The sequence below is a fragment of the Hydrogenophaga sp. RWCD_12 genome (assembly GCF_046604225.1).
Lineage (GTDB): Bacteria > Pseudomonadota > Gammaproteobacteria > Burkholderiales > Burkholderiaceae_C > Hydrogenophaga.
The window spans coordinates 1-12533 of record NZ_JBKIXC010000005.1 but is presented as its reverse complement, the minus strand read 5'-3'; the positions used below and the strand labels follow the sequence as shown (position 1 = coordinate 12533).

The 12533-nt window shown below is 67.8% G+C and carries 18 protein-coding genes; 6 read left to right on the top strand and 12 right to left on the bottom strand.

The genetic code is table 11. The features are described 5' to 3' along the window. Positions 1–24 precede the first annotated feature (24 nt). The 4 genes from rplS to rpsP form a co-directional block, all read right to left on the bottom strand. Positions 25–381: a 50S ribosomal protein L19 gene (gene rplS / locus ACLIJ1_RS18635; protein ID WP_411367055.1), complete on the bottom strand. Its 357-nt coding sequence runs from the start codon at positions 379–381 to the stop codon at positions 25–27. Between the two features lie 123 nt (positions 382–504). Then, positions 505–1281, bottom strand: coding sequence for a tRNA (guanosine(37)-N1)-methyltransferase TrmD (gene trmD, locus ACLIJ1_RS18630; protein ID WP_411367054.1), 777 nt, complete (start codon positions 1279–1281; stop codon positions 505–507). 12 nt (positions 1282–1293) lie between these two features. Beyond that, positions 1294–1884 carry a ribosome maturation factor RimM gene (gene rimM, locus ACLIJ1_RS18625; protein ID WP_411367053.1) on the bottom strand — a complete coding sequence of 197 codons (591 nt, stop codon included), beginning with the start codon at positions 1882–1884 and terminating at the stop codon, positions 1294–1296. A 48-nt stretch (positions 1885–1932) separates the two neighbouring features. Beyond that, a complete protein-coding gene (rpsP, locus tag ACLIJ1_RS18620) occupies positions 1933–2187 on the bottom strand; it encodes a 30S ribosomal protein S16 (RefSeq protein ID WP_411367052.1) in 255 nt (84 codons plus the stop codon). A 166-nt stretch (positions 2188–2353) separates the two neighbouring features. On the opposite strand from rpsP, the gene ACLIJ1_RS18615 reads away from it, so the two are divergent. Continuing rightward, positions 2354–2893 (top strand): N-acetyltransferase family protein, encoded by a 540-nt coding sequence (locus ACLIJ1_RS18615; protein WP_411367051.1) that lies wholly within the window; start codon positions 2354–2356, stop codon positions 2891–2893. Then, positions 2890–3345, top strand: a complete 456-nt coding sequence (locus ACLIJ1_RS18610) for an NINE protein (RefSeq protein ID WP_411367050.1) — start codon at positions 2890–2892, stop codon at positions 3343–3345. The genes ACLIJ1_RS18615 and ACLIJ1_RS18610 overlap by 4 nt, the downstream gene beginning before the upstream one ends. Positions 3346–3445: 100 nt before the next feature. Here the strand turns inward: ACLIJ1_RS18610 and ACLIJ1_RS18605 are convergent, their stop codons facing one another. Together ACLIJ1_RS18605 and ACLIJ1_RS18600 are read right to left on the bottom strand one after the other, a co-directional pair. Further along, positions 3446–4402, bottom strand: a complete 957-nt coding sequence (locus ACLIJ1_RS18605; RefSeq protein ID WP_411367049.1) for an AEC family transporter — start codon at positions 4400–4402, stop codon at positions 3446–3448. A 23-nt stretch (positions 4403–4425) separates the two neighbouring features. After that, positions 4426–5040, bottom strand: a complete 615-nt coding sequence (locus tag ACLIJ1_RS18600) for a TetR/AcrR family transcriptional regulator (protein WP_411367048.1) — start codon at positions 5038–5040, stop codon at positions 4426–4428. 89 nt (positions 5041–5129) lie between these two features. Here ACLIJ1_RS18600 and ACLIJ1_RS18595 point away from each other — a divergent pair, with 89 nt between their 5' ends. Next, the gene (locus ACLIJ1_RS18595) at positions 5130–6350 is read left to right on the top strand and encodes an ABA4-like family protein (protein WP_411367047.1); all 1221 of its coding nucleotides are present in this window, start codon (positions 5130–5132) and stop codon (positions 6348–6350) included. Here the strand turns inward: ACLIJ1_RS18595 and ACLIJ1_RS18590 are convergent. Genes ACLIJ1_RS18590 through ACLIJ1_RS18570 form a run of 5 tightly spaced genes read right to left on the bottom strand, consistent with a single transcriptional unit; the run spans position 6343 to position 9561 of the window. Further along, positions 6343–6927: a DUF3299 domain-containing protein gene (locus tag ACLIJ1_RS18590; protein WP_411367046.1), complete on the bottom strand. Its 585-nt coding sequence runs from the start codon at positions 6925–6927 to the stop codon at positions 6343–6345. The two genes, ACLIJ1_RS18595 and ACLIJ1_RS18590, sit on opposite strands and share 8 nt — an antisense overlap. Positions 6928–6933: 6 nt before the next feature. Next, entirely contained in the window at positions 6934–7176 is a 243-nt protein-coding gene (locus tag ACLIJ1_RS18585; RefSeq protein ID WP_411367045.1) for a hypothetical protein, read from the bottom strand. 5 nt (positions 7177–7181) lie between these two features. Then, positions 7182–8393 carry an FtsX-like permease family protein gene (locus ACLIJ1_RS18580; RefSeq protein WP_411367044.1) on the bottom strand — a complete coding sequence of 404 codons (1212 nt, stop codon included), beginning with the start codon at positions 8391–8393 and terminating at the stop codon, positions 7182–7184. Then, the gene (locus ACLIJ1_RS18575) at positions 8390–9052 is read right to left on the bottom strand and encodes an ABC transporter ATP-binding protein (protein WP_411367043.1); all 663 of its coding nucleotides are present in this window, start codon (positions 9050–9052) and stop codon (positions 8390–8392) included. The genes ACLIJ1_RS18580 and ACLIJ1_RS18575 overlap by 4 nt, the downstream gene beginning before the upstream one ends. Then, entirely contained in the window at positions 9049–9561 is a 513-nt protein-coding gene (locus ACLIJ1_RS18570) for a Fur family transcriptional regulator (RefSeq protein WP_411367042.1), read from the bottom strand. The genes ACLIJ1_RS18575 and ACLIJ1_RS18570 overlap by 4 nt, the downstream gene beginning before the upstream one ends. 83 nt (positions 9562–9644) lie before the next feature. Between ACLIJ1_RS18570 and ACLIJ1_RS18565 the strand changes: the two genes are divergently transcribed. From ACLIJ1_RS18565 to ACLIJ1_RS18555, 3 genes are read left to right on the top strand one after another with little or no spacing between them, the layout of a single operon-like run. Next, complete coding sequence (locus ACLIJ1_RS18565) at positions 9645–10331, top strand: metal ABC transporter ATP-binding protein (protein ID WP_411367041.1); 687 nt, start codon at positions 9645–9647, stop codon at positions 10329–10331. After that, positions 10328–11200 (top strand): metal ABC transporter permease, encoded by an 873-nt coding sequence (locus ACLIJ1_RS18560; protein WP_411367538.1) that lies wholly within the window; start codon positions 10328–10330, stop codon positions 11198–11200. The genes ACLIJ1_RS18565 and ACLIJ1_RS18560 overlap by 4 nt, the downstream gene beginning before the upstream one ends. Before the next feature lie 16 nt (positions 11201–11216). After that, entirely contained in the window at positions 11217–12155 is a 939-nt protein-coding gene (locus ACLIJ1_RS18555; protein WP_411367040.1) for a metal ABC transporter substrate-binding protein, read from the top strand. Positions 12156–12181: 26 nt separating this feature from the next. On the opposite strand, the gene ACLIJ1_RS18550 is transcribed toward ACLIJ1_RS18555, so the two are convergent. Further along, positions 12182–12533, bottom strand: a 352-nt coding sequence (locus ACLIJ1_RS18550) for a hypothetical protein (protein ID WP_411367039.1), incomplete at its 5' end; no start/stop codon positions are given.

Sequence of the window (12533 nt, the reverse complement as noted above, 5' to 3'; positions counted from 1 at the left end):
AGCGGCTTTCCTGGAAGCGGGCGATCAGGCGCCCAGCTTTTCCTTGATGCGGGCCGACTTGCCGCTGCGCTCGCGCAGGTAGTACAGCTTGGCGCGACGGACATCACCGCGGCGCTTGACTTCGATCGCGGAGATCAACGGGCTGTACAGGGGGAACGTACGCTCCACGCCTTCGCCGTTGGAAATCTTGCGCACGATGAAGCTGGAGTTCAGGCCGCGGTTGCGACGAGCCACCACCACGCCTTCGTAGGCCTGCACGCGCTTGCGGGTGCCTTCGATCACGTTCACGCTGACGATCACGGTGTCGCCAGGGGCGAATGCCGGAATGGTCTTGTTCAGGCGAGCAATTTCTTCTTGCTCAAGGGTCTGGATGAGGTTCATGGTTTCCTGTTCAACGATCGTGTCCGCGCTGCACTAAAGGCTGCGATTCCCTGATCAGCATGGACACGAATGTCGTGCGATCACCGGTCGAAGCGGCCGGACAGAGGATCGAAAAGCCTTGAATTATAGCTTTTTCTGCGAGTGCAGGAAAGCTTCATCGACCCGACTCAATCGACCGTCCGCCCGCGCCTGTGCCAGCAGGTCGGGACGCAGGCTGGCGGTGAGCGACAGGCTCTGTTCGCGCCGGTAGCGGGCGATGCGTTCGTGATGGCCGCCCAGCAGTACTTCGGGAACCGGCAACTCGCCCTGCGGGCCGACCCAGACTTCGGGCCGGGTGTGGTGTGGGCTGTCGAGCAGGCCGTCCAGTGCCGGATTGAAACTGTCCTGCTGGTGGCTGCTTTCGTCGCCCAGCACGCCCGGCATCAGGCGCGCGACCGAATCCAGCAGCGCCAGAGCCGCGATCTCGCCACCCGACAGCACAAAATCGCCGAGACTGATCTGGCGGTCCACACAGGCGTCAATGAAGCGCTGGTCGATGCCTTCGTAACGGCCACAGACCAGCACAGCGCCCACGCTTTCCGACCATCCGGTGGCCATGGCGTGGTCCAGCCGTTGGCCGATGGGGGAGAACAGCACCACGGGCGCCCTGCCCTGGTCCGGCTCGGCGCGGTCGGTGCGGATGGCCTGGAGACAACGCCACAGCGGCTCGGCCATCATGACCATGCCTGGGCCGCCACCAAACGGCCGGTCGTCGACGCGGCGGTAACTGCCTTCCGCGAAGTCGCGTGGATTCCACAGACGCACGTCGACCAGCTTCGATTCGAACGCACGGCGGTTGATGCCGCTGACGAAGAACGGCTCGAACAGCTCGGGAAACAGGGTGATGACATCAAAGCGCATGGCGCGCTCCGGTCAGTAGTCGGGTTGCCAATCGGCGGTGATGCGGCGCGCCTTGAGGTCGACGTCGTCGATGTAGGCGCCGACGAAGGGAACCAGGCGTTCGGCAGCCTTTTCGACGCCGTCCACCGTTTCGTTGTATTCCATCACCAGCACCGAGGTTGGGCCGGTGGGCATGAGGTCGCGCACCACACCCAGAAACACACCCTCGCGGTTGACAACTTCCAGGCCGATCAGATCGACCCAGTAGTACTCGCCGTCGGCGGCCGCCGGAAAGGCGCTGCGCGGCAGGCTGATGCGCACACCCTTGAGGGCTTCGGCGCCATTGCGGTCGTCCACACCTTCCAGGCGCGCCACGATGCCGTCGGCATGCGTCTTGATTTCCGCAATCTGCACCTGCACTTGGCCGGAAAACGACGAAAAACCGCGCGCGAAGCGGGCTTCGGGCGGTTGCAGGAACCATTCTCGTGATTCAAACAGGGCCGAGGTATCGGCGCTGTGGGGCTGGATGCGGACCCAGCCCTTGATGCCCCACGCTTCCTGGATGCGGCCCAGTTCGACGGCGTCGTCCGGCAAGGACGTGGCGACAAATGGGCTGCTGGACATGCGCGGGAGCACCGGCTGGCCAGCCCGCAGGGGCTGGCCGAAGCGGGATCAGGCAGCGGCTTTGGCGGCTTGCTGCTTGACCAGGCGGGCCACGGTGTCCGACGGCTCGGCGCCAACGCCGGTCCAGTAGGTCAGGCGGTCCAGGGCGATGCGCAGGGGCTCTTCACCACCGCGGGCCAGCGGGTTGTAGAAACCGATGCGCTCGATGAAGCGGCCATCGCGGCGGTTGCGCTTGTCGGCAACCACGATGTTGTAGAACGGGCGGGCCTTTGCGCCGCCGCGGGCAAGTCGAATGACGACCATGATTTATCCTTCGGTGGATGAAGCCCGCACACGGGGAATCCGGCTCGGGTCTTCGACGGGTTTCTTGGGATGAACAACCCGGGGCTCATTGCAGCGCTTGAGACACACGACTGACCACCCGATCAGCGAAACGCCACGAAACCGTCGATTATAGCCCGCCCGCACCATGCCACTGATCCGCCCCAGCACCGACCACGATCTCGACGCCATCACCCGCATCTACGGCCACCACGTGCTGCACGGCACCGGCACCTTCGAAACCACGCCGCCCCCACTGGCGGAAATGACCGCCCGCCGGGCCGACGTGCTTGCCAAAGGCCTTCCCTGGCTGGTGGTCGAGGATGGCGGACAGGTTCTCGGCTACGCCTACGGCAACTGGTTCAAACCGCGCCCGGCCTACCGCTTCTCCGTTGAAGACTCGATCTACATGGCCCCTGAAGCCGCCGGCAAAGGCCTGGGCCGCGCGTTGCTGGCCGAGCTGCTGGCAGCGCTGGAGCGTGGCGGCATCCGCAAGGTGATGGCGGTGATCGGCGACTCGGCGAATGCCGGCTCGGTTGGCGTGCACAAGGCCCTGGGATTCGAACTGGTGGGCGTGGTGCCCTCCTGCGGCTGGAAGTTCGGCCGCTGGCTGGACATCGTGATGATGCAGCGCAGCCTGGGACACGGCGACCGCACGCCACCCGAAGAAACCGCAGGCCAGGCATGAGCCGGCCCAAGAACAAGACCCTCACGGTCTGGCTGGCCCTGCTCGGCGGCCACATGGGTCTGCACCGCTTCTACCTGCGCGGGCTCGGTGACTGGATCGGCTGGCTGCACCCCATCGCTTCGGCGCTGGGCTGGTGGGGCATCGAGCGCGTGCGCGAACTCGGGCAGGACGATCCGCTGTCGTGGGTGCTGATTCCGTTCCTGGGCATGAGCATCGCGATCAGCTGTCTGGCCGGCATCGTCTACGCACTGGCGCCGCGAGAACGCTGGAACGGCTGGTTCAACCCGGCGCTGGATGGCGAACACGCTGCAGGTGCCACCAACTGGTTCACCATCGGCGCTCTGATCCTGAGCCTGCTGGTCGGCACCATCGCCTTCATGAGCAGCCTGGCGTTCGGCTTTCAGCGCTACTACGAGTACCAGGTCGAGGAAGCCAGGAAACTCAGCCAGTAGCTGAGCCACCCCGCGCCGCGCTGCGCGCGTCACCCCTCAAGGGGCAACACCTGCGGCCCGGCAAAGCCGGTTCCGCGGTGTTCCGGACATCAAGCCCGCTTCAACCGACGTAGGACATCAGCAGCATCACGATGCTGAGCGTGAACAGGGCCAGCACGGTCGACAGGCCCATCGCCGCCGTGGTCAGGCCCTGTGCCACCTCATAGCGCTGCGCGAACAGGAACACGTTGGCTCCCATCGGCAGGGCCGCCGCCACCACCATGACGGTCAGCGGCAGCCCGGTGATGCCCCAGAGCCAGGCTGAAATGCCCACCATCAGGGGCAGCAGCAGGTTCTTGGACAGGCTGATCCAGAGCGATGCCCGCAGGTGCCCTGAAAGCGGCGTGCGGGCCAGCGTCACCCCCACCAGTACCAGTGCGATCGGACCGAACGCATTGCCCAGCAGTTGCATCGGCTTGTCGACCACTGCGGGCAGCCCCCAGCCGGTCTGCGCATAAAGCAAGCCGCTCATGATCGGCAGGGGAATCGGATGGATCAGCGCCCCTTTGAACGCCGACCAGGCGGTTGCGAGGACATGGGGGGCCTGCTGTCCGCCTTCGCGGGCCTCGCGCGCCACCACCAGCTCCAGCACCACCGAGCCCACCGTCAGCAGGATCAGCGCGTGCACCGAGACCAGGGTCAGCAGCGTCACCAGCGCCTGCTTGCCATAGGCGAGATCCACCAGGGTGACACCGATCATCACCATGTTGGAAAACACGCCGCCCAGCGCCATCACCACGCTCGCCCGGTTGAAACCGCGCCAGGCGATCGACCCCATCAACAGCAGCAGCGCGGCGGGGAAATAGGCGGCCAGCGGCCGCAGGTCCAGCGTCTCGACATGCACCGCGCTCATGGTGCGGAACAACAGCGCCGGGATCAGCAGCAGGAAGACGAGATTGGAGAGGTCGCGGACCGCCTCGTCCCGGATCCAGTTCACGCGACCGGCCAGATAGCCGAGCGCGATCAGGATGAAGACCGGAGTGAGCGAGGCAACGACGGGGTGGCTGGCGAGATTCACCGGCCGATGCTAACCGCGCGCATTCAGCCTTGCGGCGGCGTGGCCAGCATCTGCCGCGCGAACGGCTCGAGCACCGACCGCGCAAACGCCCGCCGCTCGTCCGCGTCCGGCAACTGCTCGCCGACCGGCCCGTCGACGATCAGGCAGGCCAGGCCGTGCACCTGCGACCAGTACACCATCGAGAGCGAGGCCACCAGCGCCGGCCCGTGGATGCCGGCCACCAGGCGCTCCAGTTCTGCATAGGCCGAGGTGCCCGCCTGCTGCGCCTGGGGGTAGCGCGTCACGTCGCAGAGCTCGGGCCGGAACATGACCCGGAACACGCCGGGGTGGTCGATCGCGTAACCCACGTAGGCCAGACCGGACGCGATGCCCGCCTCCATGCGCCCCACCGCCGGGCTCAGGTCGTTGGCCCTGGCCAGTCGCGATGCCAGCTCGTCAAACCCCCGCACCACAAGCTCGGCCAGGATCGCCTCGCGGTCGGCGAAGTGGTGGTACGGGGCCTGGTGCGTGACGCCGCTGCGCCGCGCCACTTCGCGCATGGACAAGGCGGCCAGACCCTCGGTCTCGATCAGCCGTTCGGCGGCGTCAAGGATGCGCTGGCGCAGATCGGGTGTGGGGCTGGGGGAACGCGGGGACATGATTGGAGTGCGTGCGACTTGACACTGTCTACTCCGGACTTTAGCATTCGCCCACTTGACAGTGTCTAGTCAACTTCGGAGGACCAGAAATGACGCCCGACCTCGTATTTCGGCTGTGCAACAGCCTGGCCCTCATGGGCTGGATCGCGCTGATCCTGTCGCCGGGCAGCACCCGCTGGAGCGACCGTGTGCGCCAGTTGACCGGGTATGTCCTGCCCGTGCTGCTGAGTGCGGTGTACGGCGGGATGCTGCTGACCCACTGGCGGGGCGAAGGCGGCTTCGGGACGCCCGCAGAAGTCAGGGCGCTGTTCGACGTGCCGGGTGTGCTGGTCGCGGGCTGGGTGCACTACCTGGCCTTCGACCTGTTCGTCGGCAGCTGGATCTCCCGCGAGAGCACCCGCCTGCAATGGCCGCACGCGCTGCTGGTGCCGGTGCTGTTGCTGTGTTTCCTGTTCGGGCCGCTCGGGCTGCTGGCGTTTGCGGTTCTGCGGGCGCTGCGCAGCCCTTCCTTCCAGCCGATGGCCTGGCTGCGGGAGGCGCTCACGCGGCAGCGCGCGCTCACACTCGCCGCCATGCTGATCTGGGCCGCGATGCTGCCCACGCTGCTGGCCTGGGGCATGGACGAACGTCTGGTGCGCGGCGTCAATGTCTGGGTCAAGCCGCTGAAGTTCATGGCCTCGATCGGCCTGTTCTGGATCAGCACCGCCTGGTTCTTCGGTCTGCTGCCCGACGAGCAGCGGCGCCACCCTGTGGTGCGCCGGCTCGCCGCGGTCGCCATTGCGGCCGGGCTGTTCGAGATCGTCTACATCACCTGGCAGGCCGCGCGCGGCGAGGCCTCGCACTTCAACTTCAGCAGCCTGGGGCACCAGGTCATGTACACGCTGATGGGACTGGGCGCACTGGCAATGACGGCGACGCAGCCGGTGCTGGCCTGGCGCATTGCGCGCCAAGGACGCAGCGACCTGAATCCGCTGTGGCGCGAGGCGGTGGTGGTCGGCCTGGTGGCGACCTTCGTCTTGGGCGCTGGAGCGGGGGGCCTGCTCGGCTCGTTCCAGCCACCGGCGGGTGTCGGCCTGCCGGTGTTCGGCTGGCACCTGGGTGGCGGCGACCTGCGGCCGGCGCACTTCCTGGGCATGCACACACAACAGTTCTTTCCCTGGATGGGGGCGCTGCTGGTCGCCTGGGCGCCCTCGCGGGGCCGCACCGTGTTGTGGTCGTTTGTCGCGGTCTACGCGGCGCTGTGGACCTGGGCCATGGTGCAGGGCCTGCACGGCGCGGTACTGACCGCACCGCCGATGGCCCTCACTTGACGCCGACCGCCTCGGTCATGCGGTAGTAAAGACCGTAGGGGTCGTTCTGCAGCACGTGGAACTTGCCTTCGACCACCACCGCGCCGAGGCTGTATTTGACCGGCTCGCGCGTGCGGACTTCGACCATGCTCTCCGGGCCTCCCGGGGTGCAGAACTGGCAGGTCGGCGGGACCGAGGCGAGCAGGAAATGGCGCTGCTGCTCGCCCGGACTCAGCGGCAGCATGAAGCCCTGGACCCGTTGCGTTTTCTGGTTCAGCGCATTCACCGCCGCCGGGTACACCGGAACGATGCGCCGGTTCTTCACCTCGGTCTTGAGATCCGTGAGCACCGGCCACGCAACGATGTCGTCTCGCGGCTTGAGCGGCGCAAACGGCGACAGCGGACTGTGCACGCCAGGCCCCTGGCCCTGGGCCGGTGACTGCGGCACGGCGGCCGGCGCGGCGCCAGCGGCAGCACCACCAGTTGCCGCCGGCGGCGCTGATGGCGTTCCCAGCGGGGACGTCAGCACCTGCGCCGATGCAGGCGCCAGCAGCAGCCACGCCAGGGCGGCACAGAGTGGTCGGATCAAGAGGTTCATGTCGGATCAGTGCTGGTGCTTCATGCCGCAGTATTTCCCGATGGCCAGACCCTTGCAAGACTTCAGAAGTTCCGCCTCGCACACTTCTTCCTTCTTGCCCGATTCAAGGCACTTCGCGGCACCTTCGTGCGCGGCGGCCATGGCGCGGTGGCGCGCGATGTCTTCCTTGAGTTCCTTGTCGGAGTGCTGGGCCATGGCCGCGGTGGTCATGAAAGCGATGGCAGCAAGCCACAGGGCAGATTTCTTCATCCGGTTCACCTTGAGTTCAACAGCTGGGTCACATCGACCCGATAGGCAGTGACCGCCGGCACCAGCGCCGCCACCACCGCCACCACAAAGGCCAGCACCGGCACCCACCACTCGGTGGACACCCATTGCCAGCCCGAGATGGCCAGCGACTGCTCGGCCATCAACATCGATCCCGTCAGCGCCGTGAGGGCATGCGCCGCCAGCAGACCCAGCGCACAGGCCATCAGCGCCAGCCACAGCGCTTCACACCACAGCAGCGCACCCACCTTCAGCGGCGGCGCACCCAGCATGCGCAGCATCGCGAGATCGGCGCGGCGTTCGCGCACGGCACTCCACAAGGCAATGAACACCGACAGCCCGGCCACACCCAGCAGCACCGCTCCCAGTCCCTGCAGCACGCGCGTTCCCACCCCCACCATGCTGAGCAGCCGGGTGATTTCGACCGCCGGCACCGCGGCCTGCATGTCCGTGCTGTCGTTGATGTAGCGCGGGAAGGTCGCCGCGGCCAGCGGACTCGCATAGCGGACCAGCGCCAGCGTGACTTCGCGGTCGGCTTCGATGGCGGCGCGGTCCTCTTCGTCCATGTCTTCGGTCGCGTGCATGTCGTCGTGCACCTTCCAGACCGACTCGGTCGCGGTCAGCACCAGGCGGTCGAGCACGCACCCGCACGCCGCCAGCACGCCGGTCACCACGTACGGCGAATTGCCATGCACGGCGCCACCGCTGCCCAGTCCGTGTGCGCCCGCAAAACGCTGTCCCACGGCCAGCCCGGTCGCGCGCACCACCTGTGCGCCCAGCACGGCTTCCATGGGCTTTGCCCAGAGCGAGCCCTGCGCCACGACGGCACCGTAGTTCGCTGCATAGTCCGCCGTCGTACCGACGATGCGAAAGCCCTGCAGGTTGTCACCCAGACTCAGCGGAATCACCTGTGCCACCTGCGGCAGCGCCTGCAGCTTCTTCATTTCTTCGAGCGAAATGTTGCCGGGCGGCACATCCAGGTGGAACACCCCCGCCAGGACCAGCTGCATCGGGCTGCCCTTGGCGCCGACCACCGCGTCGATGCCCTGCAGATCGCGCTCGAAGGCGCGGTCGATCTGGTCCCGGGCGATGAGCACGAAGGCCATCGACGCCAGGCCCAGCGTGAGCAGCAGCAGATTGAGCGCCGTGGCCAGCGGCCGCGACCACAGGTAGCGCCAGGACAGGCTGAACACATTCATGCGGTTGCGGCCTCCGGCACCGGTGCGGGAAAGGCCAGCGTCATGGTGTCCGGCAGTGCCCGGACCACCCGCGCATCGTGGGTGGCGATCACCAGCGTGGCGCCCGTCGTGCGGGCACCGTCCTGCAACAGGGCCAGCGCCGCGGCGCAGGACGCATCGTCCAGGCTCGCCGTCGGCTCGTCCACCAGCAGCACACGGGGGCGCAACAGCAGTGCCCGGGCCAGCGCCACCCGCTGGGCCTGGCCGCCCGAAAGCTGCGAGGGCTTGCGCCCGGCGAGGGTCCCCAGATCCAGCGCCTCCAGCGCCCCGTGGATGGCTGCCCGGTCCACGCCCAGGCCACTGGCGAAGTACACCAGCGCGAGGTTGTCGGCCACGCTGAGCGCCTCGCTGAGAAACAGCTTCTGCGGCAGGAAACCGATGCAGCGCGCGCGCCAGCGGTCGCGCTCGCCGGCCCGCAGCGCCGCCACCGCCTGCCCGGCCACCACCAGCTCGCCGGACTGCGGTGTCAGCAGACCGGCCGCCAGCGCCAGCCAGGTGGACTTGCCGCTGCCGGAAGCGCCGCGCAGCAGCAGCGTGCCGCCCTGTGGCACCGACACGTCGCCAAAGCGCAGCGTGGCTCCGTCCGGATAGGCGTGGCACAGGTCCCGCGCCTCGATCACGGCCGAGGCTCCTGTTCCGTGGTCGCGCCAGCGCCGGGCACGCAGCTGGCGCAGGTGCCGTGGATCGCGACATCCACACGCATCCCCTGATGGCCCAGCCCGGCCAGTGTGCGCAGCAGGTCGCTGGCCACGGCCTGGGTCGGCGCGCTCGCTTCGGTGAGCCGGAACTGGCGATGGCAGGCATCGCATTCGAAGCGCGGCGCCAGCCCTTCGCCAGTATCGGCGAGGCTGTAACGCCAGGTGCGGGCACCGTCGTCGGCGTGGCGCTGCAGCACACCACAGGCGGCCAGCCGGTCCAGCAGCCGGTAGAGCGTGACGCGGTTGATGTCCAGCCCGCGCGTTTGCAGCGACGCCAGCGCCTGCGCATGGCTGACGGTGCCTTGCGGATTCGCCAGGAACAACCCCAGCACCGCGCGGGTCGCCAGCGTGCGGCGCAGTCCCGCGGACTCCAGGCGGGCCTGGATCTCCGGTGGCACGGTCGCGGGTTCTTTGTTGGAGCGAACGGACATGGTCACACCTCATTATCGCAACAAAGTTGCGTTAATATCAAGTAACTGCAATTCAGTTGCAACAGTGTAAATCGACACCCAACATGCCCCTCCCCCGCGCCATTCTTCCGCTGCCGATCGAACTGACCGCTCTCACGATGGGCTATGAACGCCCGGTCGGTCCCATCCTGAGTCTGTGCATCCCGCCGGGTTCGCTGGTGGCGCTGGTCGGACCCAACGGTGCAGGCAAGAGCACGCTGATCAAGAGTCTGGCGGGCGAACTGCGCCCCCTCGGGGGTGCCATCCGCGGCCTGGCAGGACAGCGCATCGCCTGGCTGCCGCAACACAGCGGTCTCGACGCCAGCTTCCCCATCGACGTGCGCGGCCTGGTGTCCATGGGCCTGTGGCACCAGGTGAGTGCCCTCGGCCGCTTCTCCCAGGAACACCGCCGACTCTGTGACGGCGCCCTGGCGGTGGTCGGTCTCAGCGGCCTGGCGTCGCGAGGTCTCGACACGCTCTCCGGAGGCCAGTTGCAGCGTGCGCGGTTTGCCCGGCTGATCCTGCAGGACGCCTCGGTGGTGCTGCTGGACGAACCCTTCGCCGCCGTCGACAGCGGCACCTGTGCCGACCTGCTGGCCCTGCTGCGCCGCTGGCAACAGCAGGGCAAGACCGTGATCGTCGCGCTGCACGACGAGCACCAGGTGCGCCGCCACTTTCCGCACACCCTGCTGCTGCAGCCCGAGGGTTTTGAATACGGCGCCACGGACGAGGTCCTGTCATGCACGACCTGATCCTGGCAAGCCCTCTGCTGGGTCCGCTGCTGGAGTTCGAGTTCATGCGCAGCGCCCTGCTGGGCTGCGTGGCGCTGTCGCTGAGCGCGGCGCCGGTGGGCGTGTTCCTGATGTTGCGGCGCATGAGCCTGACCGGCGACGCCATGGCTCACGCCATTCTTCCGGGCGCCGCCATCGGCTACCTGGTCGCAGGCCTGTCCCTGACGGCCATGACCATCGGCGGCATCTTCGCGGGCCTCGCGGTGGCGGTGGGTTCGGGGCTGGTCTCGCGCAACACGGTGCTGCGCGAGGACACCAGCCTCGCTGCCTTCTACCTGTTGTCGCTGGCGCTGGGCGTACTCATCGTCTCGGTGCGCGGCAACAGCGTGGACCTGCTGCACGTGCTGTTCGGCACCGTGCTGGCGCTGGACGGCGCGGCGCTGACCCTGCTCGGCGGCATCAGCGCGGTGACGCTGGTCTCGCTCGCCCTGCTCTACCGGCCGCTGGTGCTCGAATGCCTCGACCCGGGCTTCCTGCGGCAGGTCAGCCGCTGGAGCCCGGTGGCGCACTACGGTTTCCTGGGCCTGCTGGTGATCAACCTGGTGGCCGGCTTCCATGCGCTGGGCACGCTGATGGCGGTCGGCATCATGGTGCTGCCCGCTGCCACCGCCCGCTTCTGGGTGCGCCGCCTCGGCCCCCTGTTGCTGCTGGCCACCGCACTCGCGCTGGCCGCCAGCCTCACCGGCCTGCTGCTCTCTTACCACGCCGACCTGCCCACCAGTCCCGCCATCGTGCTCAGCCTGGGTGCGACCTACCTGCTGTCGCTGATCGCCGCTCCGCACGGTGCCATGCGCCACCAGCGCCCCGCCTATTCCCATCTACAAGCCTGATCTACAAGGAAGCTCCATGAACGCCACGCTGCGCCGCCCTTTCATCGCCACGGCCATCGGCCTCGCCGCCCTGTCCCTCAGCCCCGCGCTGCTGGCCCAGACCACGACACGGGTCAAGGCGGTGGCTTCCTTCAGCGTCCTGGGAGACCTGGTCCAGCAGGTGGGCGGAGATCGCGTGGTGGTCGATGTGCTGGTCGGCCCGGGCAGTGACGCCCACGTGTTCCAGCCCACGCCCTCGCAGGCCAGGCTGGTAGGCCAGGCGCAGATCATGTTCTCCAACGGTCTGGGCTTCGAAGGCTGGATGGGCCGGCTGCTGAACGCCGCCAGCTACAAGGGCCGCCAGCTCGTCGCCAGCCAGGGCATCCAGCCCATGCACACCGAAGGCGGGCACGACCACACGGCCGAGGGAGGTCACCACCGCGATGAGAGCGACCCGCATGCGTGGCAGTCGGTGTCCAACGTGATGGTCTATGTCAGCAACATCGCCAAGGGCCTGTGCGAAGCCGACGCAGCAGGTTGCGACTCCTACCAGCGCAATGCCGGTGCCTACATCAACCAGCTCAAGCTACTGGACGCCGACATCCGTTCCGCCTGGGCCACGGTCCCGGTCGCGCAGCGCAAGGTCATCACCTCGCACGACGCCTTCGGCTACTACGCCAAGGCTTACGGGGTGAAGTTCCTCGCCCCGCAAGGCGTGAACACCGAGAGCGAGGCCTCGGCCAAGGGCGTGGCGCAGCTGGTGCGCCAGATCAAAAGGGAAAACATCAAGGCCCTGTTCGTCGAGAACATCTCCGATCCCCGCCTGATCGAGCAGATCGGTCGCGAGACAGGCGTGAAGCCCGCGGGCGAGCTGTTTTCCGACTCGCTGTCCGACGGAAAAGGCCCGGCCGCGACCTACGTGGCCATGATGCGGACCAACACCGCCGCCTTGGTGCAGGCGGTGCGCGGGCGCTGAAAAGCCGCGCCCGTCCAGCAACCGCCTCAGGCGCGCAGGGCGCCGCGGGTCAGCGGCCGCTGGCCGAAGCCCGCGGACCAGCGCGAGAGCTGTGCCCGCAGGCCCAGCGCCGCCCCCCCGGTGGCACCGTTGGCCAGGTCGTCGGCCGCGCCAAGTGCCGAGTAGCTCGAATGGCTGTCGCCCAGAGCCCAGAGATCCGCCTGGATGCTGTGGGTGCCGGACGCGTCTGCCCGGACGGCGCCCGACGCCACCAGGACGCCGCTCCCGCCGAGTGGGCCCGCAGCACCACCCGACGGCGCCATCTTGGTCGCGATGTCCGCGTGTGCGATCAGACCGATTTCTGCCGTCTGCTTGGCCACCGCGACCCCTTCGGGCGTG